Source organism: Streptomyces sp. NPDC058401 (assembly GCF_042722885.1).
Taxonomy (GTDB): Bacteria; Actinomycetota; Actinomycetes; order Streptomycetales; family Streptomycetaceae; genus Streptomyces.
In genome coordinates this window covers 33,156-56,791 of sequence record NZ_JBHXKA010000006.1, presented here as the reverse complement: position 1 = coordinate 56,791, position 23,636 = coordinate 33,156, and the positions used below count along the sequence as shown (strand labels likewise).

Below are 23,636 nucleotides of genomic sequence, written 5' to 3'. Positions count from 1 at the left end.
ATTCGGTCACCCTTTCCTTATCGCGCGGTGGACGTGTAGGGCAGCAGTGCCATCTCACGGCTGTTCTTCACAGCCGTGGCGACGTCACGCTGGTGCTGCGTGCAGTTGCCGGTGACGCGGCGGGCACGGATCTTGCCACGGTCGGAAATGAACTTCCGCAGCATGTTCGTGTCCTTGTAGTCCACGTACACGGTCTTGTCCTTGCAGAACGCGCAGACCTTCTTCTTAGGCTTGCGCACAGGCGGCTTCGCCATTGTGTCTCTCCTGTGAAATCAAGAAGTGGGGGTGCGAGCTGCCCTAGAAGGGCGGCTCGTCCGAGTAGCCACCGCCGGAGCCGCCGGAGCTTCCGCCCCAACCGCCACCGCCGCCGCCCTGCTGCTGGCCGCCGGCCGGCGCACTGGACGCCCAGGGGTCGTCGGAGGGAGCTCCGCCGCCCTGGGGGGCGCCGCCACTGGGGGCTCCGCCCCAGTTGCCACCGCCGCCGCCCTGCTGCTGACCGCCGCCACCGCCGCCGCCGTATCCACCCTGGCCACCGCGACCAGTGGTCTTGGTGACCTTGGACGTGGCGTTCTTCAGGCTGGGGCCGACTTCCTCGACGTCCAGCTCGTAGACCGTGCGCTTGACACCCTCACGGTCCTCGTACGACCGCTGCTTCAGCCGGCCCTGCACGATGACGCGCATGCCCCGCTGAAGGGACTCGGCGACGTTCTCAGCCGCCTGGCGCCAGACCGAGCAGGTCAGGAACAGGCTTTCGCCGTCCTTCCACTCATTGGTCTGCTTGTCGAAGGTGCGGGGAGTGGACGCGACACGGAACTTCGCGACCGCCGCACCCGAGGGGGTGAAGCGCAGCTCGGGGTCGTCGACGAGATTGCCGACGACCGTGATGACGGTCTCGCCTGCCATGGATGAACCTCTCGGCGGGGATTGCTGCTGGGCTGCTGTGCTACTCGGTCCCGATTACCGCTGAACCGAAGTTCAGTGGGTCTCGGGGCGAAGGACCTTGGTCCGGAGAACCGACTCGTTCAGGTTCAGCTGTCGGTCAAGCTCCTTGACGACCGCAGGCTCGGCCTGGAGGTCGATGACCGAGTAGATGCCCTCGGGCTTCTTCTTGATCTCGTAAGCGAGACGACGACGGCCCCAGGTGTCGACCTTCTCGACCTTTCCGTTGCCCTCACGGACGACAGAAAGGAAGTTCTCGATCAGCGGGGAGACAGCGCGCTCCTCGAGATCGGGGTCGAGGATGACCATCACTTCGTAGTGACGCATGTGGAACCCACCTCCTTTGGACTCAGCGGCCACGGTCGTTCCGTGGCAGGAGGGTCGTGATGCGTGCGCACGGCATCTGCAGAGCAGACACCGCGCAGCTGTACAGACTACCTCCTCCACTCCTTCCGGTTGAAATCCGGCAGGAGGAGGCCACAATCTGTATGCATCGGGTGTGCTCGGTGCTATGCCTTCGGCTCCTGCCGCGGGAAGCCCGCAGCACCGCTCTGCTGCAGCCAGGAGGTGCCTTCCGATGGCACAGGCAATGCGTCCTCAGTCCTCCATCTCGCTCTTCGCTACCGACGGCAAGCCCCATCCGCTCCAGGACACCCTGGTGGCCGTCACCCTGGTCCTCGGCGCCGTGGCGTTCGTCACGGGCTTCTTCCACCACCTGCACCTGCTCAGCTCGTGGACCGGGCTGATCGGGATCGTCACCGGGCTCTACGGCCAGTTCATCTCCGTCACGACACGCGAGCGCACAGCGCTGATCATCGGCCTCGGGGCCTCGGCCATCGGGTTCTTCCTCGGCATGGCGCACGGCGGTCTCTTCGGCGGCTGGCTGGGCTGACCGGGTGTCTCCGCGACGGGGCGCCGGCCTCCCACCGGCCCAGGCACGGCCTGTCCCCCAGATGGGTGGCGCCCCCGTCGCAGTAGGCTTCGCGCCATAGCCAGCGAAGCCGCCGAGGAGACGCCCCGCATGAGCCTGTCCCTGAGGACCATCAGCCGAGAGCAGCACTTGGGCTACCTCCAGAGCCTGCCCTCGGCTAGCCACTGCCAGGTCCCGGCGTGGGCCGACGTGAAGAACGAGTGGCGCTCCGAGAACCTCGGATGGTTCGACCAGTCCGGCGAACTCGTCGGCGCCGCACTCGTGTTGTACCGACAGCTGCCCAAGGTGAAGCGGTACCTCGCGTACCTCCCCGAGGGCCCGGTCATCAACTGGTACGCCCCCAACCTCGAAGAGTGGCTCCAGCCGATGCTGGCGCACCTCAAGCAGCAGGGCGCCTTCACCGTGAAGATGGGCCCGCCCGTCGTCATCCGCCGCTGGAACTCGACCGCCATCAAGGCCGGGATCCAGGACCCGGAGGTCAAGCGCCTGCGCGACGTGGAGGCCTCCGTCATCGAGCCCCGCGCCTTCGAAGTCTCCGACAAGCTGCGCCGGATGGGCTGGCAGCAGGCCGAGGACGGCGGCGCCGGCTTCGGCGACGTCCAGCCCCGGTACGTCTTCCAGGTACCGCTGGCCAACCGCTCGCTGGACGACGTCCTCAAGGGCTTCAACCAGCTGTGGCGCCGCAACATCAAGAAGGCCGAGAAGGCCGGCGTCGAGGTCGTCCAGGGCGGCTACGAGGACCTGCCGACCTGGCAGAAGCTGTACGAGGTCACGGCCGAGCGCGACAAGTTCCGCCCGCGCCCGCTCAGCTACTTCCAGCGCCAGTGGACGGCCCTCAACTCCGAGGACCCCAATCGCATGCGGCTCTACATCGCCACGCACGAGGGGGAGCCGCTGGCCGCGGCCACGATGCTCACCGTCGGCCAGCACGTCTGGTACTCGTACGGCGCCTCCGCCAACCACAAGCGCGAGGTCCGTCCCTCGAACGCGATGCAGTGGCGCATGCTGCGCGATTCCTACGCGCTCGGTGCAAGCGTCTACGACCTGCGCGGCATCAGTGACACCCTGGACGAGAACGACCACCTGTTCGGGCTGATCCAGTTCAAGGTCGGCACGGGCGGCGAGGCCGTCGAGTACGTCGGCGAGTGGGACTTCCCGCTCAACAAGCTGCTGCACAAGGCGCTCGACATCTACATGTCGCGTCGCTGACCCCACCGCATCCACACACACCGCACCGCTGCACCACGCAGCTTTTCGAGAGAGGCTCCGGACGGGCATGGCGCTCACGCTCTACGTCGACACCGCGCGCTGGCGTGCGCACCAGAAGCAGATCCAGGACCAGTTCCCGGGGATGATCCCCGTCTGCAAGGGCAACGGCTACGGCTTCGGTCACGAGCGGCTCTGCGAGGAGGCGACCCGGATGGGCGCCGACGTCCTCGCCGTCGGCACGACCTACGAGGCCGCCAGCATCAAGGACTGGTTCGGCGGTGACCTGCTCGTCCTCACCCCGTTCCGGCGCGGCGAGGACCCGGTGCCGCTGCCGGACCGGGTCATCCGCTCGGTCTCCTCGCTGGACGGGGTGCACGGCCTGGTCGGCGCCCGCGTGGTCATCGAGTGCATGAGCTCGATGCGCCGCCACGGCATCTCCGAGCAGGAGCTCGGCCAGCTGCACGCGGCGATCGAGGACGTCCGGCTGGAGGGCTTCGCCCTGCACCTGCCGCTGGACCGGCCGGACGGCTCGGACGCCGTCGAGGAGGTCATCGGCTGGATGGACCGGCTCCGCGCGGCCCGGCTGCCGCTGCACACCATGTTCGTCAGCCACTTGAAGGCCTCGGAGCTGGCGCGGCTGCAGCAGCAGTTCCCGCAGACGCGCTTCCGGGCCCGCATCGGCACCCGGCTGTGGCTGGGCGACCACGAGGCGACCGAGTACCGCGGCGCGGTGCTCGACGTCACCCACGTCTCCAAGGGCGACCGGTTCGGCTACCGGCAGCAGAAGGCCGCCTCCGACGGCTGGCTGGTCGTCGTCGCCGGCGGTACGTCCCACGGAGTCGGCCTGGAGGCCCCCAAGGCCCTGCACGGGGTGATGCCCCGTGCCAAGGGCGTCGCCCGCGCCGGACTCGCCACCGTCAACCGGAACCTGTCGCCGTTCGTGTGGGCGGGCAAGCAGCGCTGGTTCGCCGAGCCGCCGCACATGCAGGTGTCCATCCTGTTCGTGCCGTCCGACTCTCCCGAGCCGAAGGTCGGCGACGAGCTGGTGGCGCACCTGCGCCACACCACCACGCAGTTCGACCGGGTGCTCGACGCCTGAGTCACTCCCCGGGGCGTACGCCCCAGTCCACCCGCTGACCCTCCGAAGGCGCCGCTTCCTGCGGCGCCTCCGGCGTCCGCGGGAGCGTGAAGACGTCCTCGGCCCCGTCCAGGACGCCCCCGGAGGGGTCGTCCGAGCCGTCGCGCCGCACCACGTCCCGCTCGGGCAGCAGGATGTCGCGTACGACCACCGCGCACAGGTAGAGCGTGCACAGCAGGTGGGCCGTGATCGCCAGCTGGTACCCCTCCAGCGGCAGGCCCTGGTGCTTGTCCCCGCTGGTCGTGTAGGCGAGGTAGAACCAGATCCCCAGGAAGTAGACGACCTCGCCGGCCTGCCAGATCAGGAAGTCCCGCCAGCGCGGCCGGGCCAGTGCGGCGAGCGGGATGAGCCAGAGCACGTACTGGGGCGAGTAGACCTTGTTGACGAGGATGAAGGCGGCCACCAGCAGGAAGGCCAGCTGGGCGAAGCGGGGGCGGCGGGGCGCGGTGAGCGTGAGCAGCGCGACGCCCGCGCACAGCAGCAGCGTCAGGCCCGTCGCGTAGGTGTTGGCGCCTTCGAGGGGGTTCCCGGAGCGCTGGGAGATCAGCAGCCAGACGGATCCGAAGTCGATGGGCCGTTCCTGGCTGAAGGTGTAGAACTTCTGCCAGCCCTCCCAGGCGAAGAGCATCACGGGCAGGTTCACCACGAGCCAGGCGACCACGGCGCCGCCGACGGCCTCGCCGAACGCCCGCCACTTCCCGGCCCGCCAGCAGAGCACGAACACGGCCCCGAGCAGCAGGACGGGATACAGCTTGGCCGCGGTGGCCAGGCCGATCAGGACGCCGAAGGACACCGTCCGGCCCCGCGACCACATGAGCATCGCCGCGGCGGTCAGGGCGATGGCCAGCAGGTCCCAGTTGATGGTCGCGGTGAGGGCGAAGGCGGGGGCGAGGGCGAAGAGCAGCGCGTCCCACGGCCGCCGGCGGTGGGTACGGGCCACGCACACCGCGATCACGGCGGCGCAGACCATCAGCATGCCCGCGTTGACCATCCAGTACATCTGCTCCCGGTGATGCATGGAGCCGCTGCCGGGGGTCATCCAGGAGGCGATCTCCATGAAGAGCCCGGTGAGCACCGGGTACTCCAGGAACTGCATGTCGCCCGGGATCCGGTCGAAGTACGGGGTGAGGCCGTCGGCGAAGCCGCGGACCACGTAGAGGTGCGGGATGTCCGAGTAGCAGGCGTGGGTGTACTGGGAGCCGGCCCCGCGGAACCACGCCCAGTCGTAGCAGGGCAGCTTCTGCACCATGCCGAGCGCGAACATCCCCAGGGCGACGAGCACGACGACCCGCACCGGGGTCAGCCAGTGGCCGCCCAGCCGGGCGTAGCGGCCCAGCGGGCCGCCGATGAGCTCGCTCCCCGCGGCGGCCACCTCGTCCTGCTGAGTGGGCAGTACGGGGCTGTCCTCGTGCACCTTCGTCATGCGCACATCCTGCCGTACGGCGCCGCCCACGGGAGAGGGCCGCCGCACTCGGTGCGACGGCCCTCTCCTGTGGTGTCCCGGGGCGCCCGGTCAGCCGCCCGTGGAGCCCCCTATCGGGAAGCCTCCGCCGTTGCCGCCGTTCGTCACGCCGCCCGGCCGGCCACCGCCCGACTTGCTGGCCGAGGGCGAGGGCGAGCGGGACGCGCTCGGGCTCGGGTCCGGGTCGCAGATCGCCCACGGCTTGCAGGTCGGCTTGCCGCCGCTGCGCGAAGGACTCGGGCTGGGGGACGGGGAGTTCGACGGGGACGGCGAAGGGGACGGCGAGGGGGAGGGGGACGGCGAGGGAGAGGGCGAGGGGGCGCCGGAGGCGTCCGCGACCACACCGAGCTCGTCGGGCTCCGGGAACTTCGACTCCGGGACGCCGTTCAGCGCCTCCTTCATGTACTTGGTCCAGATCTCGGCCGGGATGTCACCACCGTGGAGGGAGGGGATGCCCGCCACGCCCCGCATGGAGATCAGTTCCTTCTTCGCCGCGCTCGGGTCCGAGCGGAACAGCGCCACGGAGGTGGACAGCTCGGGTGTGTATCCGACGAACCAGGCCGACATGTTCTTGTCGGTGGTACCGGTCTTGCCCGCGGCGGGCCGGCCGAGCTTCTTGGCCTTCGTGCCGGTGCCGTTCTCGACGACGTTCTGCAGGACCTTGGTGATGTTGTCCGCGACGGAGTTGTCCATGGCCCGCTCGGCCTTGGGCGCCTCGAAGCCGGGGACGTCCTTGCCGTTCTTCTGGACGCTTCGCACGGAGTACGGGTCGTGGTGGGTGCCGGAGGCGGCGAAGGTGGCGTAGGAGTCGGCCATCCGGATGGCGCTGGGGGTCGAGGTGCCCAGCGCGAAGGAGGCGTTGTCGTTCGGGTCGAAGGACTCCTTCAGGATGCCGGTGGACTCGGCGACCTGCTTCACCTTGTCGTGGCCCACGTCGAACACGAGCTGGGCGAAGGGGACGTTGATGGACTTCTCCATCGCCTCGTTCAGGGTCACGTAGCCGTACGGGGCCGGGTTCTCGTTCTTCTGCTTGAACGGCTTGCCGGAGCCGTCGCGCAGCGGCTGGCCCGCACGGTTGTTGATGACCGTGAGGTCGTTCGCCTGGTACTTGCTCTCGGCCGAGATCCCCTTGCCCTTGGAGTTCTGGGTGCCGTACTGCATGGCCGCCGCCAGCACGAAGGGCTTCCAGGTCGAGCCGACCTGGACGCCCGAGGTGTTGGCGTTGTTGTTGAAGTGCTTCTTGTCGATGCCGGGACCGCCGTACAGGGCGACGAGGGCTCCGGTCTTCACGTCCACCGAGGCCGCGCCGAACTGCACGAAGGTGTCGGTGTCGGGCCGCTTCTTCTCGTCGATCAGCCCGTCGCGGGTGCCCTCGACGGCCTTGACCAGCGCGTCCACCTTCGTCTTGTCGAAGGTGGTGTGGATCCGGTAGCCGCCCTTGGCCAGGTCCTCGACCTTGATGCCGTTGGTCTTCAGCATGTACAGCTTGGCCGTCTCGACCAGGTAGCCGATCTGGCCGGACATGCCGGCGGCCTCGGGAGCGTCGATCAGGGTGGGGAACTTCTTGAACTGGTCCCGCTCGGCCTGCTCCATGCGGCCGACCTTGACCTCGCGGTCCAGCACCCAGGCCCAGCGCTCCTCGGCCCGCGCCTTGTTCGCGTCGGGCGTGGCCGCGGAGCCGATGCCGCCGTCGGGGTTGTAGAGGTTCGGGCCCTTGAGCACGGCGGCCAGGAAGGCGCTCTCGGAGGGGGTCAGGTGGTCGCAGTCCTTGCCGAAGTAGGCGCGTGCGGCAGCCTGGATCCCGTAGGCGTCACGGCCGTAGTAGGCGGTGTTCAGATAGCCGGCGAGGATCGTGTTCTTCTCCTCGCTCACACCCAGCTTTATCGAGATGAAGAGCTCGGTGACCTTCCGCTTGAGCGTCTGGTCGGAGTCCAGGTACGTGTTCTTCACGTACTGCTGGGTGATCGTCGAGCCGCCCTGGGTCGATCCGCCCTTGGCCATGTTCCACACGGCGCGGGCGATGCCCATCGGGTCGACGCCCTTGTCCGAATCGAAGGACTCGTTCTCCGCCGCGATCACGGCGTTCTGCATCGAGCGGGGGATCTTCCCGATGGGGACGATCTGGCGGTTCACCGATCCGCCGGTCGCGACCATCTGGGTGTCGTCGGACCAGTAGAAGACGTTGTTCTGCGCATCGGCCGTCTTGTTCGCGTCGGGCTTGTTCACCATGGCGATGCCGATGCCGGCGCCGGCCGTGATGATCGCGAAGAAGCCCAGGGTCGTACCGCAGACGAGCTTCCAGGAGGGGACGAAGCGCTTCCAGCCGGTCTTCTCGCCGCGCGGGTAGTTGATGAACCGCTTGGGGCGGCCGGCGCCCGTGGCGCCCCTGCCCCGTCCCGCCGGGGCGCGGCCGGCGGATCTCCGGGCGTCCGACCGGCTGCCGGGACCCGGCTGCTGTCCGTACGGCCCGCTGGATGACGCGGTGGGGACGTCACGCCCGGACCCGGCGCCCCTGGCGGGGCGCTGCTGGGCGGCCTTGCGGGCGGCGGCGCGGCCGCCGCCCTGGGGCTGTTGCGGTTTGCGGCGGTGCTCGCTCATCGAACGACTACTCCTCGGGCAGGCGAGTGGCCTGGAAGCGGCAGGTGAGTTCCGGTCCCCCCGGTGTCATGGCGCACAGACTACGCACGCGCAAAAGCCAATCAGTGCCGAAGTTCACCCCAAATCAGGCAACTTGCCTCAGGCAAATCGGTGATGTGACGCCGGTCACCGTGTCACCACTTGTAGCTGAGGGCCACCCGTTCTATCGTCTGGATGTATCGAGCCGATACATCAGCTCGACATAAAGACTCCGAGGCGGGGGAAAGGGCAGGCGGATGAGCAGGCGCTCAGGCATCCTCGAGTTCGCTGTTCTCGGCCTCCTTCGCGAATCCCCCATGCACGGTTACGAGCTGCGCAAGCGGCTCAACACCTCGCTGGGGGTGTTCAGAGCGTTCAGCTACGGGACGCTCTACCCCTGCCTCAAGACGCTCGTCACCAACGGCTGGTTGATCGAAGAACCGGGCAATGCCCCGGAAGACGCTCTCGCCGCTTCACTCGCAGGGCGCCGCGCCAAGATCGTCTACCGGTTGACGGCAGCAGGCAAGGAGCACTTCGAGGAGCTCCTCTCCCACACGGGCCCCGATGCCTGGGAGGACGAATCCTTCGCCGCCCGCTTCGCTTTTTTCGGCCAGACCGAAAGAGAAGTGCGGATGCGGGTACTGGAAGGCCGTCGCAGCCGCCTTGAGGAGCGCCTGGAGAAGATGAGCGCCTCGCTGGCTCGCACACGCGAGCGGCTCGACGACTACACGCTCGAGCTGCAACGCCACGGCATGGAATCCGTGGAGCGCGAAGTGCGCTGGCTGAACGAGCTCATCGAGAGTGAGCGGGCGGGACGGGATCAGAGACGACCCGGTCCGTCCGACGAAACTGCAAAGTGAGGTCTGCATCTCGCAGGCCTCGTCCGAGAACAAACAGGGAGCAACCGGAATGGGTTCGGTTCGCGTAGCCATCGTCGGCGTAGGCAACTGCGCCGCCTCGCTGGTGCAGGGCGTCGAGTACTACAAGGACGCCGACCCGGCGGCCAAGGTCCCCGGTCTGATGCACGTCCAGTTCGGCGACTACCACGTGAGCGACATCGAGTTCGTCGCCGCGTTCGACGTCGACGCGAAGAAGGTCGGCCTCGACCTTTCGGACGCCATCGGCGCCAGCGAGAACAACACCATCAAGATCTGTGACGTCCCGAGTGCGGGCGTGACCGTTCAGCGCGGCCACACCCTGGACGGTCTGGGCAAGTACTACCGCGAGACGATCGAGGAGTCGGCCGAGACCCCGGTCGACATCGTCCAGACCCTTCTGGACCGTCAGGTCGACGTCCTGATCTGCTACCTGCCGGTCGGTTCCGAGGCTGCGGCGAAGTTCTACGCCCAGTGCGCCATCGACGCCAAGGTCGCCTTCGTCAACGCCCTCCCGGTCTTCATCGCCGGCACCAAGGAGTGGGCGGACAAGTTCACCGAGGCCGGTGTCCCGATCGTCGGCGACGACATCAAGTCGCAGGTCGGCGCCACCATCACGCACCGCGTGATGGCGAAGCTGTTCGAAGACCGCGGTGTCCGTCTTGAGCGCACCATGCAGCTCAACGTCGGCGGCAACATGGACTTCAAGAACATGCTGGAGCGCGACCGCCTCGAGTCGAAGAAGATCTCCAAGACTCAGGCCGTCACCTCGCAGATCCCCGACCGCGAGCTCGGCGAGAAGAACGTCCACATCGGCCCGTCCGACTACGTGGCGTGGCTCGACGACCGCAAGTGGGCCTACGTCCGCCTCGAAGGCCGCGCCTTCGGCGACGTCCCGCTGAACCTCGAGTACAAGCTCGAGGTGTGGGACTCCCCGAACTCCGCCGGTGTCATCATCGACGCGCTGCGCGCTGCGAAGATCGCCAAGGACCGCGGCATCGGTGGCCCGATCCTGTCGGCCTCGAGCTACTTCATGAAGTCCCCGCCGGTGCAGTACTTCGACGACGAGGCCTACGCGAACGTCGAGAAGTTCATCAAGGGTGAGGTCGAGCGCTAGTCGAACCCGGCGTCCGCAAGGACACCTGGACTTCGGCAGTTCTTCCGCGGAGGGTCCCCGGGCAATGTGCCCGGGGACCCTCCGCGTATGTGACCCTTTCCCTCATGGCTGTCGTACGTGATCTGCGCGTACTCCTGCGTCTGCGGGACTTCCGCAACCTGCTCGCCGTACGGCTGCTCTCCCAGGCCGCCGACGGGGTCTACCAGGTCGCACTGGCCGCCTATGTCGTCTTCTCCCCGGAGAAACAGGCCTCGCCCGCGGCCATCGCCTCGGCCATGGCGGTGCTCCTGCTGCCCTATTCGGTGATCGGCCCCTTCGCGGGAGTCCTGCTGGACCGCTGGCGCCGCCGCCAGGTCTTCCTCTACGGCAACCTGCTGCGGGCCTTCCTCGCCTGCGTCACCGGAATGCTGATCGTCGCGCACGTTCCCGACTGGCTCTTCTACGCCTCGGCCCTGTCCGTGACCGCGGTCAACCGCTTCGTCCTGGCCGGGCTCGCCGCCGCCCTGCCGCGGGTCGTCGCGCCCGGCCAGCTGGTCACCGCGAACGCACTCTCACCCACCGCGGGAACGCTCGCCGCCGTCGCCGGCGGGGGCCTGGCCTTCCTCGTCCGCGTGCTGGCCGACGACTCCGACGCCCTGGTCGTGCTCCTCGGAGCCGGTCTCTACCTGTGCGCGGCCCTGGTCTCCCTGCGGCTGGCCCTGGAGCTCCTCGGGCCTGACCACCCTCCCGGGCGGGTCAACCCGACGGTCCGCGAGGGGGTCGCCCTCACCCTGCGGGGCCTGGCCGAGGGCCTGCGCCACCTGGCCTCCCGGCGCGAGGCGGCCCGGGCGCTCACCGCCATGACCGTCATGCGGTTCTGCTACGGGGCCCTGTTCGTCACGCTGCTCATGCTCTGCCGCTACTCCTGGTCGGACAACGAGGCCGACGGACTGGCCCTGCTGGGCATCACGGTCGGCGTCTCGGGAGCAGGGTTCTTCGCCGCCGCCGTCGTCACGCCCTGGCTGGTGGGCCGGCTGGGCGCCCTCGGCTCCATCACCCTGTGCGCGGCGGGCGCCGCCGTGCTGGTGCCGGTGCTCGGCCTGTTCTTCGCACCGGGACCGATGCTGGCGGCCGCCTTCGTGCTGGGTCTGGCCACCCAGGGGGCCAAGATCTCCACCGACACCATCGTCCAGTCCCAGGTGGACGACACCTTCCGCGGCCGCGTCTTCTCCGTCTACGACGTGCTCTTCAACGCCGCCTTCGTCGGTGCCGCCGGGGTGGCCGCCCTCGTGCTGCCCCTCGACGGCCACTCCGTCCCCCTGATCCTCGGGGTGGCGATGCTCTACGCCGCGACCGCGGCGCTCCTCGTGCGTCAGGGCGATGTTTCACGTGAAACATCGCCCTGACCGCCCCACCACCGCCGCTCCGCCCCGATGTTTCACGTGAAACATCGAGCCGCCCGGACCCTCAGGCCTGAGCGGCCCACCACTCCTTGAGGGCGGCCACCGCGGCGTCGTGCTCCATGGGGCCGTTCTCCAGCCGCAGCTCCAGCAGGAACGCGTACGCCTTGCCGATCGCCGGGCCGGGGCCCACATCGAGGACCCGCATGATCTCGTTGCCGTCGAGGTCGGGCCGGATCGCGTCCAGCTCCTCCCTCTCCTGCAGCTGGGCGATGCGCTCCTCCAGCCCGTCGTAGGTGCGGGAGAGCGCGTTCGCCTTGCGCTTGTTGCGCGTCGTGCAGTCGGAACGGGTCAGCTTGTGCAGGCGGTCCAGCAGGGGCCCTGCGTCGCGGACGTAGCGCCGCACGGCCGAGTCGGTCCACTCCCCGTCCCCGTAGCCGTGGAAGCGCAGGTGCAGCTCCACCAGCCGGGACACGTCCTTGACCATGTCGTTGGAGTACTTGAGCGCGGTCATGCGCTTCTTGGTCATCTTCGCGCCCACCATCTCGTGGTGGTGGAAGGAGACCCGTCCGTCGCTCTCGAACTTGCGGGTCCGGGGCTTGCCGATGTCGTGCAGCAGGGCCGCGAGCCGCAGCACCAGGTCCGGGCCGTTCTCCTCCAGCGCGATCGCCTGTTCCAGCACGATCAGGGAGTGGTCGTAGACGTCCTTGTGCCGGTGGTGCTCGTCGCTCTCCAGCCGCAGCGCCGGCAGCTCGGGCAGCACGTACTCGGCCAGCCCCGTGTCCACGAGGAGGCCCAGGCCCTTGCGCGGGTGCGCGGACAGCAGCAGCTTGTTCAGCTCGCCCTGGATCCGCTCGGCCGAGACGATCTCGATGCGACCGGACATCTCCGTCATCGCCGCCACCACGTCCGGGGCGACCTCGAAGTCGAGCTGAGCGGCGAACCGCGCCGCCCGCAGCATCCGCAGCGGGTCGTCGGAGAAGGAGTCCTCGGCAGTGCCCGGGGTGCGCAGCACGCCCGCCCGGAGGTCCTCCAGACCGCCGTGCGGGTCCACGAACACCTTCTCGGGCAGCGCGACGGCCATCGCGTTCACCGTGAAGTCGCGACGGACGAGGTCTTCCTCGATGGAATCGCCGTAGGAGACCTCCGGCTTGCGCGAGGTCCGGTCGTAGGACTCCGAACGGTACGTGGTCACCTCGATCTGGAAGCTTCTGTCAGCGTCTCCGACGCGGGCCTCCTTCTGCGCACCGACCGTGCCGAAGGCGATGCCGACGTCCCAGACCGAGTCGGCCCAGGGCCTGACGATCTTGAGAACGTCCTCGGGCCGGGCATCGGTGGTGAAGTCGAGATCGTTGCCGAGGCGCCCGAGCAGCGCGTCGCGGACGGACCCGCCGACCAGGGCGAGGCGGAAACCCGCCTCCTGGAAACGGCGGCCGAGCTCGTCGGCGACAGGGGCGATCCGCAGCAGTTCGCTCACTGCGCGGGCCTGCCCGTGATTCAGGACACTGGGGTTGTCTTCGTTGGCGTTCGGCACAACAGAAAAGGGTACGTGCCCGGCCCGCCGCGAGCTCCCGTGTTTTGCGGCCACCCCGGCCCACGGCCGCTCCGGGGCGGGCCCGATCATGTGGAGCAAGGCGCGGCACTCGCGCACAGCGGGCCTCGTTACCATGCGTGGACGCACAAACGACGACCACTGACACTCCGAGGGACGGGCGAGCGCGTTGGCCGAGGCGGCAGACATCCAGGGGGCGCCCCTCGCTCCTGCCCGGCGACGCTGGCTGCGCCGCGCAGTCGTCCTGCTCGCCGGGACGCCGGTACTCGCCGGCCTGGTCTACTCGCACGCTCCCGAAGCCCAGGCCGCCGACACGGCGGCCACCGCGGTCGACATCCAGCTCGACGGCCTGATGCCGAGCGCGCCGGTCAAGGGCGACACCCTCACCATCTCGGGCACCGTGATCAACAAGGGCTCCGAGAAGATCACCGACGCACACGTGGGTCTGCGGGTCGGACCGGCGCTGGGTGACCGCAGCTCCATCGACGAGGCCGCCGAGCGCGGCGGGTTCCGGGCGGGCACCGACCCGGCGGAGGTCGGCCCCGAGTTCGCCGTGAAGATCGATTCGCTGCCCTCGAAGGTCAGCCAGCCCTTCACCCTCAAGGTCCCGGTGAACAAGCTGGACCTGGACGAGGACGGCGTCTACCAGCTCGGCGTCTCCGTCTCCGGGGAGACCGAGAGCCGCCAGTACGAGCAGGTCCTCGGCATCAAGCGGACCTTCCTGCCCTGGCAGCCCGAGCCGGCCGCCAAGCGCTCCCAGCTCGCGTACGTGTGGCCGTTGATCTCCACCACGCACCTGACCTCGGAAACCGGCTCCGACGAGCTGCAGACCCCCGTCTTCCTCGACGACAGCCTCGCCGACGAGCTGCGGACCGGCGGCCGCCTGGAACAGATGGTCACCCTCGGCAAGGACCTTCCCATCACCTGGGTCATCGACCCGGACCTGCTCTACACCGTCGACGCCATGACCAAGGGCTACCGGGTCCGCACCCCCGAGGGCCGCACCGTCCCGGGCAAGAACAAGGCCATCGCCGAGCAGTGGCTGAACTCGCTGGAAGCCGCCGTCCAGGGCAAGAAGGTCGTCGCACTTCCCTTCGCCGATCCGGACATCGCCTCGCTCGCCCACCGCGGCAAGGACGTCTCCGGCACCCTGGGACAGCTGAGGCCGGCCACGGACAAGGCGAAGCAGGCCGTCGAGACCGTCCTGCACGTCCCCGCGAGCACCGACTTCTCCTGGCCCGTGGACGGCGCGATCGACCCGTCCATCGTCAACGTCGCCACCTCGGCCGGTGCCCACAACGTCCTCACCCGCAGCGACAGCCTCCAGGAGACCGGCGCCCTCGGCTACACCCCGTCGGCCGCGCGGCCCATCGGCGCGGGCACCACGGCCGTCGTCGCCGACGCCGATCTCTCCACCGCCTTCCAGGGCGACATGCTCCACGCCGGGAACTCCACGCTCGCCGTGCAGCAGTTCCTCGCCCAGACCCTCGCCCTGAACCTGCAGAAGACCGGCAACCAGCGCAGCTTCGTCGTCGCTCCGCAGCGGACGCCCAGCGCCAGCCAGGCCCAGACGATGGCCGCCGCCATCCGCGGTCTGCAGTCGGGCCGCTGGAGCCAGGGCGTGGACCTGGAGGCGGCCGCCGCCGCGACGCCCGACCCGCGCGCCGCCACCCAGGTCCCGGGAGCCGGCCAGTACCCCGCGGCGCTGAGCAAGCAGGAACTGCCGGTCTCCGCCTTCGAGAAGATCCGCACCACCGAGAACACCCTCGACCACTTCAAGGTGATCCTGACCGCGCCCGACCGCGTGGAGATCCCCTTCGGCAACACCACCAACCGGGAGATGTCCTCCTCTTGGCGCGGCCGGCCCGACGAGGCCCGGGCCTACCGGGACCAGGTGCAGCAGTACCTGATCCGGCTCACCGAGAAGGTCAAGATCATCCCCAAGTCCGACGCGACGCTCTCCGGGCACAGCGCGACCATCCCGGTCACCGTCCAGAACAGCCTCGTCCAGGACACCCACAACCTGGTCCTGCGGCTCCAGTCCGCCAACCCGACCCGGCTGATGTTCGGCGACAGCGGCGAGGCCCAGCAGGAAGTCGCGATCCAGGGCGGGCACAGCCAGACCGTGAAGTTCCCCGCCAACGCCACCGCGAGCGGCCCGGTCTCGGTGACGGCGCAGCTCTTCACCACCGACGGCGTGCCCTACGGGAAGGCCCGCAAGTTCACCGTCGAAGCCACCGAGGTGACCCCGACCGTCATGCTCGTCATCGCGGGCGGTGTCCTCCTCCTCGTGCTGGCCGGCATCAAGATGTACGCCAGCCGCAAGCGCGTCGCGGCACGCGCCGCCGGTGAGGAGAGCACGCAGCAGAGTGACGAGTCCCCGGACACCGGACCGCAAAGCGCGGACCCGTCCGGCACGGGTGAGACAGTGGACCGTTGAGCGATGCCGTGGCCGGTCGGCCTGGGGACGATGAGGTGGGGTTTCGATGAACGCGCCGTACGAAGGTGACCGCGCGCAGGGCACTGGCGGGCCCGCGCCCTCCCAGGGCACTGCCCCCGGTGCCCCGGTGCCGGGTCAGGTTCCCGCGCCCGCGCAAGCGCCGGACCACGACCCCTATGTCCAGGACGCCTACGCCTACGATCCGTACCGGGCACAGGACCTCTCAGCCCAGGACCCGGTGGCGGAGGTCCTCTACGACCGGGCCTCGCACCCGCCGCCCCCGCCCGGCACCTTCCAGGAGCCCGGTCCGCTCTACGCGGCCCCGCCGACCCCCTCCTACGCCCCGGACCCGCGGGTGTGGGCGCAGACCCCGCCGCCCGAGCCGGACGGCCCCTCCCGGCACCTTCCCTACGGCGACCACGCCACGACCACCCAGTTCGTCGGCGTGGACTCCCTCGTGACCAAGGCCGCCGACCAGGACCCCCGCCCCGACGCCTTCGCGCACCTCTACCGGGACCAGGACGCGGCGCCCCGCACGCCCGCCGAGGACGCGCCCGTGGCCGCCCCGGCGCCGAGCAAGCCCGCCGGACGCGCCTCCAGCCTGCTCAAGTCCAGCGCCCTGATGGCCGCCGGCACGATCGTCTCCCGCATCACCGGCTTCATGCGGACCCTGGTGATCGCCGGGGCGATCGGCGTCGCCACCCTCAACGACAGCTACCAGGTCGCCAACACCCTGCCGACGATGATCTACGTCCTGGTCGGCGGCGGCGCCCTCAACGCCGTCTTCATCCCGCAGCTGGTGCGCGCGATGAAGAACGACGAGGACGGGGGAGAGGCGTACGCCAACCGGCTGCTGACCCTCGTCATGGTCCTGCTCGGCGCCGTCACCGTGGTCTGCGTGCTCGCCGCCCCGCTGTTCATCGGCATGATGTCGCAGGGAATCGCCGACAACCCGCAGCGCCTGGACGTCGCCGTCGCCTTCGCCCACTACTGCCTGCCCACCATGTTCTTCATGGGCGTGCACGTGGTCCTCGGTCAGATCCTCAACGCCCGCGGCCGGTTCGGCGCGATGATGTGGACCCCGGTCCTCAACAACATCGTCGTCATCGCCACCTTCGGCGCCTTCATCTGGGCCTTCGGCGGCTTCACCACCACGGGCGTCACCGAGGCCGGCATCACCCCCGAAGGCGTCCGGCTCCTGGGCCTGGGCACCCTGCTCGGCCTCGTCGTCCAGTCCCTGGCGATGCTCCCGTACCTGCGCGACGCCGGCTTCAAGCCGCGCCTGCGGTTCGACTGGAAGGGCCACGGCCTCGGAAAGGCCGCCGGCCTGGCCAAGTGGACGTTCTTCTTCGTCCTCGCCAACCAGCTCGGCCTCATCGTCGTCACCCAGCTCGCCACCTGGGCGGGCGAGGTGGCCGACAAGCAGGGCCACGGCGGTACCGGCATCACCGGCTACAACTACGCCCTGCTGCTCTGGCAGATGCCGCAGGCCATCATCACCGTCTCCGTCATGACCGCCGTCCTGCCGCGCATCTCCCGGTCCGCCCACGACGGCGACGCCGCCGCCGTCCGCGACGACATCTCCTACGGACTGCGCACCTCGGCCGTCGCGATCGTGCCCTGCGCCTTCGCGTTCCTCGCCCTCGGCGTCCCCATGGCCGGCCTGCTGTACGCCGGTTCCGGCACCCAGAGCGCCCAGAACATCGGCTTCATCCTGATGGCCTTCGGCCTCGGACTGATCCCCTACTCCGTCCAGTACGTCGTCCTGCGCGGCTTCTACGCCTACGAGGACACCCGGACGCCCTTCTACAACACGGTCATCGTGGCCGCCGTCAACGCGGGCATGTCCGTCGTCGCCTTCCTGGTGCTCCCCGCCCGCTGGGCCGTCGTCGGCATGGCCGCCGCCTACGGCCTCGGCTACGCGGTGGGCGTCGGTGTCGCCTGGCGCCGACTGCGCACCCGCCTCGGCGGCGACCTCGACGGGGCGCACGTGATGCGCACCTACACCCGGCTCATCGGCGCCTGCGTCCCCGCCGCCGCCGTGGCCGGCGCCGTCGCCTTCGCCGTCCTGCACTTCATCGGCAGCGGGGCCCTCGGTTCCCTCACCGCCCTGGTGGCCGGCGGCATCGCCCTGGCGGCGGTGTTCCTCATCGCCGCCAAGCGGATGCGGGTCGAAGAACTCAACGCCATGGTCGGGATGGTCCGCGGACGCCTGGGACGCTGATGCGTACAACCTTCCTGCCCTCTGGCGTGTCGTGCAGATCGGTGGACTGTGGGCACAATTGGCATGGCTTCGCAGACTGGCCGACAGCGCGCAACGGATGGGGAGGCGGGGACGACGGTGGCGGAACGTAGCACGGCTGCCGTCGACGTGGCCGACAACAGCGGCGACGAGCCGCTGGCCGCGGAGACGGCCCAGGCCACGGCCGACGGGGTGGACACCCAGAACGGACAAGCCGCGGACGGAACCATGCCCGAGAAGGACGGCGAACGCAGGAACCCGGCACCCGCTGCCGCGCCCGAACTGCACAGCGGCCACAAGCTGGCCAGACGCTACCGGCTCGAAGAATGCGTCACCCGTCTGGACGGATTCAGCAGCTGGCGCGCGATGGACGAGAAGCTGCGCCGGGCCGTGGGCGTCCACCTGCTGCCCGCCGACCACGCGCGGGCCCGCGCCGTCCTGGCCGCCGCCCGCTCCTCCGCCCTGCTCGGCGACCCCCGGTTCGTCCAGGTCCTCGACGCCGTGGAGGAGAACGACCTCGTCTACGTCGTCCACGAGTGGCTCCCCGACGCCACGGAGCTCACCGCGGTCCTCGCGGCGGGCCCCATGGAGCCGCACGAGGCCTACCAGCTCGTCAGCCAGGTCTCCCAGGCCATGGCCGCCGCACACCGCGAGGGCCTGGCGCACCTGCGACTGACCCCCAGCGCGATACTGCGCACCTCCACCGGCCAGTACCGCATCCGCGGCCTCGCCGTGAACGCCGCCCTGCGCGGCATCACCAGCGAAACCCCGCAGCGCTCGGACACCGAGGCCATCGGCGCCCTCCTGTACGCCTCCCTGACCCAGCGCTGGCCGTACGAGAACGACGCCTACGGCCTCACCGGCCTGCCCAAGGGCGTCGGCCTGATCGCCCCCGACCAGGTCCGCGCGGGCGTGCACCGGGGTCTGGGCGAGCTGGCCATGCGCGCCCTCGCCAACGACGGGGCCACCGCCTCGCGGCAGGAACCCGCCTGCACCACCCCGGAAGAGCTCTCCAAGGCCGTGGCCGCGATGCCCCGCATCCGGCCGCCGGAGCCCACGTTCACCGCACCTCCGGAGTACCAGCACACCACGTACCAGCAGGGCAGCTACGGCAGGCCCCAGGGCCCCGGCATGCCCACCACCCAGGTCACCGTCGTCCCCCCGCCGCCGCCCCTGCAGAGCCGTACCGGGCGCGTCCTCAAGTGGGGCGTGGCCGCCCTGCTGATCGCCGCCCTCGGTCTGGGCAGCTGGCAGCTCGCCGACACCCTGCTCAACCGGAGCAACCAGGGCAGCACCAGCGGAAGCCAGACCAGCCACGAGAAGACCGAGGAGACCACGGAGAAGCCGGTACCCGTTCCCCTGGCCATCGCCGGTGCCCGCGAGTTCTCCGTGGACGACAAGCAACAGGACCCCGGAGGCGTCAAGTACACCTTCGACGGGGACTCCTCGACGTACTGGCGCACCCGGTTCTACCTCGACGGCCCCGACCTGAAGACGGAATACAAGGCCGGAGTCGGCATCGTCTACGACCTCGGCGCCGAACACGAGGTCAGCAGCGCCTCCATAGCGCTCCGGTTCGCGGGGGACCACACCACCACCACGCTCTACAAGGTCGATTCCCTGAACCCGTCCGGCAAGATCTCCGGCATGCCGAGGATCGCCACGGCCAAGACCACGGACACCAGCTTCAACCTGACCGCGGAGAAGCCGGTCAAGACCCGGTACGTCCTCCTCTGGATCACCGCGATGCCGTGGGCACCCGCCGACACCTACACCGGAGCCGGGTACAAGCAGGCCATCACGGACGTGAAGTTCACGGGCACGGGCTGACGGACAGCAGGGGAGGGGGCCGGCATTGGACGAAGCCACACCCGGTGGCCGCAGCGACCAGGAGCTCCTGTCGCTGCACGCCGCCGGAGACCCGGACGCCTTCGGCGAGCTCGTACGCCGGCACCGCGACCGGCTGTGGGCCGTGGCCCTGCGCACCCTCGGCGACCGGGAGGAAGCCGCCGACGCCGTGCAGGACGCCCTCGTCTCCGCCTACCGGGCCGCCCACACCTTCCGCGGTGAATCCGCCGTCACGACCTGGCTGCACCGCATCACCGTGAACGCCTGCCTGGACCGGGCCCGCAAGGCCGCCTCCCGCAGGACCTCCCCCCTCGACGACACGGACCGCTTGGAGCGCCTTCTGGAGCCCCACGAGTCCGCCGAGGCCCCCGCGGAGCGCCAGGACCTCCACCGGCAGCTACTGGCCGCCCTGAGCACCCTCCCGGCCGATCAGCGGGCCGCTCTGGTCCTCGTCGACATGCAGGGCTACCCCGTCGCCGAGGCCGCCCGCATCCTCGACGTCCCCACCGGCACCGTGAAGAGCCGCTGCGCCCGCGGACGGGCCAAACTCGTCCCGCTCCTCACTCATCTGCGCACGCATACCGGGGATAACACCGATACCGAGCGGGGAAGGAACCGGACACCGGGGACAACCGTCCCACCGGCGGCAGACCGCGGGGACCCGGCCCCGGACCCCAAGGCAGTGAAGGGCGGAGGTGGACGAGCGTGAGCCCCACAACCGGCACGACCGGCGCGACCGGCACGATCGGGCACCCCGACGTCTCGGAGATCTCCGAGCTGGCGGAAGGCCTCCTCTCCCCGTCCCGCACCGCGGAGGTCCGCAGTCATCTCGACGGCTGCCTCCTGTGCGCGGACGTCCGTGCCTCCCTGGAGGAGATCCGGGCCCTGCTCGGCACCCTGCCCGGGCCCGCCCGGATGCCCGCCGACATCTCCGGCCGGATCGACGCGGCCCTCGCCGCCGAAGCACTCCTCGACGCCACCGCCCCGCACGGGGAGCCCGGAGCCGAGCGGCCCGCCCCGGTGGCCGACGGGGCCTCCGGTCCCGATGTTTCACGTGAAACACGCCCCGCCCCGCTCGGTGAGACGGGCGCCCCGCGGCCCTCCGGTCACCCGACCGGCGCAACCGGCCCCGGACGGCGTCGCGCACGCCGCCGGATCGCCCTCGCCGGCGGACTGCTCGCGGCGTGCGCCGCAGGCGTCCTGGTGTTCGGCCTGACGTCCGGGGACCACCCCGCGCAGGACATGTCCGCGCGCAGCGACGCCTCCGCCGCACGGTCCGGATCCGGCACGCCCGAGTACACCGCTCAAGGGCTCCCCGGCACGGTGCGCGAGCTCCTCGCGTCCGCCGCCCCCGGAGACAAGGCGACGGGGGAGGGGAACAACACCTTCGGCGTGGAGAACACCCCCCCGACCGCACCGAGCGCCGCCCCGGCCGACGGGCTGACACCCGCGGCACCCGCCTGCGTGCAGCAAGCCACCGGCCGCACCGAGACCCCCCTGGGCTTCGAGTCCGGCACCTACGAGGGCAAGGACGTCTTCCTCCTCGTCCTGCCCCACCCCGGCGACCCCACCTCCGTGGACGCCTATCTCATCGGCTCCGCGTGCGTCAGCGACCCCTCGGCCGCCCCCGGAAAGCCGCTGCTCACGCAGACCTATCCGCGGAGCTGAAAGACCGGAAAGCCCGGGGGGACAACTCGGGAATGCGGGCGCCGTAGGATCCGTTGGGTGGGGTGAGAGTCCACACCGGCCCCCCGGTAGGCAGCAGGCAGTCCGCAGAGACGAGGAATCAACCCGTGAGCGACGTACGAAACGTGATCATCATCGGCTCCGGGCCGGCCGGTTACACCGCCGCCCTGTACACCGCACGCGCTTCGCTCAAGCCCCTGGTCTTCGAAGGCGCCGTCACCGCCGGTGGCGCACTGATGAACACCACCGAGGTCGAAAACTTCCCCGGTTTCCAGGACGGCATCATGGGGCCGGACCTCATGGACAACATGCGTGGCCAGGCCGAGCGCTTCGGCGCCGAGCTGGTTCCGGACGACGTCGTGGCCGTGGACCTCACCGGTGACATCAAGACCGTCACCGACACCGCCGGCAACGTGCACCGCGCCAAGGCCGTGATCGTGACCACCGGTTCGCAGCACCGCAAGCTCGGCCTTCCCAACGAGGACGCCCTCTCGGGCCGCGGCGTCTCCTGGTGCGCGACCTGCGACGGATTCTTCTTCAAGGACCACGACATCGCCGTGATCGGCGGCGGTGACACCGCGATCGAGGAAGCGACCTTCCTCTCCCGGTTCGCCAAGTCCGTCACGATCGTCCACCGCCGCGACTCCCTGCGCGCCTCCAAGGCCATGCAGGACCGCGCCTTCGCCGACCCGAAGATCAAGTTCGCCTGGGACAGCGAGGTCGCCGAGATCCACGGCGAGCAGAAGCTCACCGGCCTCACCCTGCGCAACACCAAGACCGGTGAGACCTCCGCGCTGCCCGTGACCGGCCTCTTCATCGCCGTCGGCCACGACCCCCGCACGGAACTGTTCAAGGACCAGCTCGACCTCGACGACGAGGGCTACCTCAAGGTCGACGCCCCCTCCACCCGCACCAGCGTCACCGGTGTGTTCGGCGCGGGCGACGTGGTCGACCACACCTACCGTCAGGCCATCACCGCCGCGGGCACGGGTTGCTCCGCGGCCCTCGACGCCGAGCGCTTCCTCGCCGCCCTCGCGGACGCCGAGAAGGCGCACGCGGCGGTCTGACACCCTCAAGCAGCACCACACCCCACTCCCCGCAGGAAAAGAAGGAGGCCGCTGTGGCCGGCACCCTCAAGACCGTCACCGACGCAAGCTTCGATGACGACGTCCTCAAGAGCGACAAGCCCGTCCTGGTGGACTTCTGGGCCGCCTGGTGCGGTCCGTGCCGCCAGATCGCCCCGTCCCTCGAGGCCATCGCCTCCGAGTACGGCGACGAGATCGAGATCGTCAAGCTCAACATCGACGAGAACCCGGAGACGGCCGCCAAGTACGGCGTCATGTCCATCCCGACCCTGAACGTCTACCAGGGCGGCGAGGTCGTCAAGACCATCGTCGGCGCCAAGCCGAAGGCCGCCATCCTGCGCGACCTGGACGGCTTCGTCACCATCAAGGCCTGACGCACCGGCGTCCGGGACCGGACGCGAACGTTGTGACACGGGGCCGCCCCCTGCCAGGGGCGGCCCCGTCCGCATGCCGGGCCGCCGGCCCGAGAGCAGGGTGCTCCCGTCTCACAGCGGACGCAGCGCCGGTTCCTTACGGGCCGCACCCAGCAGCCGGTCCAGGGCCAGCTCCACGTCTTCCTTCCACGACAGCGTGGACCGCAGCTCCAACCGCAGCCGGGGACGCGTCGGATGCGGGCGCACCGTCTTGAAGCCCACGGCCAGCAGATGGTCCGCGGGCAGCAGACAGGCCGGACCGTCCCAGCGGGCGTCACCGAAGGCCTCGATCGCCCGGAACCCCCTGCCCAGCAGATCCTTCGCCACCGTCTGGACCATCACCCGCCCCAGCCCCTGGCCCTGATACCCCGGCATGATCCACGAGGTGATGAGCTGCACGGCGTCCGGTGACACCGGGCTGGTCGGGAACGCGGTCGCACGCGGCACGTAGGCCGGCGGCGCGTACAGGACGAAGCCCACGGGAACCTCGTCCACGTAGACCACCCGGCCGCACGAGCCCCACTCCAGCAGGACGGCGGAGATCCACGCCTCCTTCTCCTCGGCAGGGTTCCCCGCCTTCACGGCCGCCTCGCCGCTGACGGGGTCCAGCTCCCAGAAGACGCAGGACCGGCAACGCCGGGGCAGGTCTTGAAGGTTGTCCAGCGTGAGCGGTACCAGCCGACGACCCATGACCGCATCGTATC

At 69.8% G+C, this 23,636-nt stretch carries 20 protein-coding genes; 13 read left to right on the top strand and 7 right to left on the bottom strand.

Annotated features, from left to right (window positions below; translation table 11 throughout):
- Nucleotides 1–17 precede the first annotated feature (17 nt).
- From rpsR to rpsF, 3 genes are all read right to left on the bottom strand, one after another.
- On the bottom strand, nt 18–254 hold the full coding sequence (gene rpsR / locus ACFWNV_RS03730; protein ID WP_003956534.1) for a 30S ribosomal protein S18: 237 nt from the start codon (nt 252–254) through the stop codon (nt 18–20).
- 43 nt (nt 255–297) lie between these two features.
- On the bottom strand, nt 298–903 hold the full coding sequence (locus ACFWNV_RS03725) for a single-stranded DNA-binding protein (protein WP_383939958.1): 606 nt from the start codon (nt 901–903) through the stop codon (nt 298–300).
- 72 nt (nt 904–975) lie between these two features.
- Nucleotides 976–1,266 (bottom strand): 30S ribosomal protein S6, encoded by a 291-nt coding sequence (gene rpsF / locus ACFWNV_RS03720; protein ID WP_015034882.1) that lies wholly within the window; start codon nt 1,264–1,266, stop codon nt 976–978.
- A gap of 250 nt (nt 1,267–1,516) precedes the next feature.
- On the opposite strand from rpsF, the gene ACFWNV_RS03715 reads away from it, so the two are divergent.
- The 3 genes from ACFWNV_RS03715 to ACFWNV_RS03705 all read left to right on the top strand — a co-directional run bounded on the left by ACFWNV_RS03715 (nt 1,517) and on the right by ACFWNV_RS03705 (nt 4,178).
- Entirely contained in the window at nt 1,517–1,831 is a 315-nt protein-coding gene (locus tag ACFWNV_RS03715) for a hypothetical protein (RefSeq protein WP_383939955.1), read from the top strand.
- A 129-nt stretch (nt 1,832–1,960) separates the two neighbouring features.
- Nucleotides 1,961–3,079 (top strand): peptidoglycan bridge formation glycyltransferase FemA/FemB family protein, encoded by a 1,119-nt coding sequence (locus tag ACFWNV_RS03710; RefSeq protein WP_243331146.1) that lies wholly within the window; start codon nt 1,961–1,963, stop codon nt 3,077–3,079.
- 67 nt (nt 3,080–3,146) lie between these two features.
- Entirely contained in the window at nt 3,147–4,178 is a 1,032-nt protein-coding gene (locus tag ACFWNV_RS03705) for an alanine racemase (RefSeq protein WP_383939951.1), read from the top strand.
- 1 nt (nt 4,179) lies between these two features.
- Here ACFWNV_RS03705 and ACFWNV_RS03700 read toward each other — a convergent pair whose 3' ends face one another.
- Together ACFWNV_RS03700 and ACFWNV_RS03695 are read right to left on the bottom strand one after the other, a co-directional pair.
- Complete coding sequence (locus ACFWNV_RS03700) at nt 4,180–5,640, bottom strand: glycosyltransferase family 87 protein (protein WP_383939948.1); 1,461 nt, start codon at nt 5,638–5,640, stop codon at nt 4,180–4,182.
- A gap of 90 nt (nt 5,641–5,730) precedes the next feature.
- Nucleotides 5,731–8,277 carry a transglycosylase domain-containing protein gene (locus tag ACFWNV_RS03695; protein WP_383939946.1) on the bottom strand — a complete coding sequence of 849 codons (2,547 nt, stop codon included), beginning with the start codon at nt 8,275–8,277 and terminating at the stop codon, nt 5,731–5,733.
- A 275-nt stretch (nt 8,278–8,552) separates the two neighbouring features.
- Here ACFWNV_RS03695 and ACFWNV_RS03690 point away from each other — a divergent pair, with 275 nt between their 5' ends.
- From ACFWNV_RS03690 to ACFWNV_RS03680, 3 genes are all read left to right on the top strand, one after another.
- The gene (locus tag ACFWNV_RS03690) at nt 8,553–9,155 is read left to right on the top strand and encodes a PadR family transcriptional regulator (protein ID WP_327253820.1); all 603 of its coding nucleotides are present in this window, start codon (nt 8,553–8,555) and stop codon (nt 9,153–9,155) included.
- Between the two features lie 49 nt (nt 9,156–9,204).
- The gene (locus tag ACFWNV_RS03685) at nt 9,205–10,287 is read left to right on the top strand and encodes an inositol-3-phosphate synthase (RefSeq protein WP_250738618.1); all 1,083 of its coding nucleotides are present in this window, start codon (nt 9,205–9,207) and stop codon (nt 10,285–10,287) included.
- Nucleotides 10,288–10,391: 104 nt separating this feature from the next.
- A complete protein-coding gene (locus tag ACFWNV_RS03680; RefSeq protein ID WP_383939942.1) occupies nt 10,392–11,672 on the top strand; it encodes an MFS transporter in 1,281 nt (426 codons plus the stop codon).
- 61 nt (nt 11,673–11,733) lie between these two features.
- Here ACFWNV_RS03680 and ACFWNV_RS03675 read toward each other — a convergent pair whose 3' ends face one another.
- Nucleotides 11,734–13,200 (bottom strand): CCA tRNA nucleotidyltransferase, encoded by a 1,467-nt coding sequence (locus ACFWNV_RS03675; protein WP_383939939.1) that lies wholly within the window; start codon nt 13,198–13,200, stop codon nt 11,734–11,736.
- A gap of 187 nt (nt 13,201–13,387) precedes the next feature.
- Between ACFWNV_RS03675 and ACFWNV_RS03670 the strand changes: the two genes are divergently transcribed.
- From ACFWNV_RS03670 to trxA, 7 genes are all read left to right on the top strand, one after another.
- Nucleotides 13,388–15,658: a DUF6049 family protein gene (locus tag ACFWNV_RS03670; protein ID WP_383939936.1), complete on the top strand. Its 2,271-nt coding sequence runs from the start codon at nt 13,388–13,390 to the stop codon at nt 15,656–15,658.
- Between the two features lie 46 nt (nt 15,659–15,704).
- Nucleotides 15,705–17,882, top strand: a complete 2,178-nt coding sequence (gene murJ / locus ACFWNV_RS03665; protein ID WP_383939934.1) for a murein biosynthesis integral membrane protein MurJ — start codon at nt 15,705–15,707, stop codon at nt 17,880–17,882.
- A gap of 117 nt (nt 17,883–17,999) precedes the next feature.
- Nucleotides 18,000–19,730: a protein kinase family protein gene (locus ACFWNV_RS03660; protein WP_383939932.1), complete on the top strand. Its 1,731-nt coding sequence runs from the start codon at nt 18,000–18,002 to the stop codon at nt 19,728–19,730.
- A gap of 25 nt (nt 19,731–19,755) precedes the next feature.
- Complete coding sequence (gene sigM, locus ACFWNV_RS03655) at nt 19,756–20,457, top strand: RNA polymerase sigma factor SigM (RefSeq protein WP_383939929.1); 702 nt, start codon at nt 19,756–19,758, stop codon at nt 20,455–20,457.
- Complete coding sequence (locus ACFWNV_RS03650) at nt 20,454–21,416, top strand: anti-sigma factor family protein (RefSeq protein WP_383939925.1); 963 nt, start codon at nt 20,454–20,456, stop codon at nt 21,414–21,416. Before sigM ends, ACFWNV_RS03650 begins: the two co-directional genes overlap by 4 nt.
- 125 nt (nt 21,417–21,541) lie before the next feature.
- Nucleotides 21,542–22,501: a thioredoxin-disulfide reductase gene (gene trxB, locus ACFWNV_RS03645; protein ID WP_383939922.1), complete on the top strand. Its 960-nt coding sequence runs from the start codon at nt 21,542–21,544 to the stop codon at nt 22,499–22,501.
- Between the two features lie 53 nt (nt 22,502–22,554).
- Nucleotides 22,555–22,893, top strand: a complete 339-nt coding sequence (gene trxA / locus ACFWNV_RS03640) for a thioredoxin (RefSeq protein WP_266906852.1) — start codon at nt 22,555–22,557, stop codon at nt 22,891–22,893.
- Between the two features lie 111 nt (nt 22,894–23,004).
- Here trxA and ACFWNV_RS03635 read toward each other — a convergent pair whose 3' ends face one another.
- Nucleotides 23,005–23,622: a GNAT family N-acetyltransferase gene (locus tag ACFWNV_RS03635; protein WP_383939918.1), complete on the bottom strand. Its 618-nt coding sequence runs from the start codon at nt 23,620–23,622 to the stop codon at nt 23,005–23,007.
- Between the last annotated feature and the right edge of the window lie 14 nt (nt 23,623–23,636).

Bases quoted from the DNA above. Each gene is read 5' to 3' on its own strand.
- rpsR (WP_003956534.1), bottom strand. From the start codon at position 254: ATGGCGAAGCCGCCTGTGCGCAAGCCTAAGAAGAAGGTCTGCGCGTTC.
- ACFWNV_RS03725 (WP_383939958.1), bottom strand. From the start codon at position 903: ATGGCAGGCGAGACCGTCATCACGGTCGTCGGCAATCTCGTCGACGAC.
- rpsF (WP_015034882.1), bottom strand. From the start codon at position 1,266: ATGCGTCACTACGAAGTGATGGTCATCCTCGACCCCGATCTCGAGGAG.
- ACFWNV_RS03715 (WP_383939955.1), top strand. From the start codon at position 1,517: ATGGCACAGGCAATGCGTCCTCAGTCCTCCATCTCGCTCTTCGCTACC.
- ACFWNV_RS03710 (WP_243331146.1), top strand. From the start codon at position 1,961: ATGAGCCTGTCCCTGAGGACCATCAGCCGAGAGCAGCACTTGGGCTAC.
- ACFWNV_RS03705 (WP_383939951.1), top strand. From the start codon at position 3,147: ATGGCGCTCACGCTCTACGTCGACACCGCGCGCTGGCGTGCGCACCAG.
- ACFWNV_RS03700 (WP_383939948.1), bottom strand. From the start codon at position 5,640: ATGACGAAGGTGCACGAGGACAGCCCCGTACTGCCCACTCAGCAGGAC.
- ACFWNV_RS03695 (WP_383939946.1), bottom strand. From the start codon at position 8,277: ATGAGCGAGCACCGCCGCAAACCGCAACAGCCCCAGGGCGGCGGCCGC.
- ACFWNV_RS03690 (WP_327253820.1), top strand. From the start codon at position 8,553: ATGAGCAGGCGCTCAGGCATCCTCGAGTTCGCTGTTCTCGGCCTCCTT.
- ACFWNV_RS03685 (WP_250738618.1), top strand. From the start codon at position 9,205: ATGGGTTCGGTTCGCGTAGCCATCGTCGGCGTAGGCAACTGCGCCGCC.
- ACFWNV_RS03680 (WP_383939942.1), top strand. From the start codon at position 10,392: ATGGCTGTCGTACGTGATCTGCGCGTACTCCTGCGTCTGCGGGACTTC.
- murJ (WP_383939934.1), top strand. From the start codon at position 15,705: ATGAACGCGCCGTACGAAGGTGACCGCGCGCAGGGCACTGGCGGGCCC.
- ACFWNV_RS03635 (WP_383939918.1), bottom strand. From the start codon at position 23,622: ATGGGTCGTCGGCTGGTACCGCTCACGCTGGACAACCTTCAAGACCTG.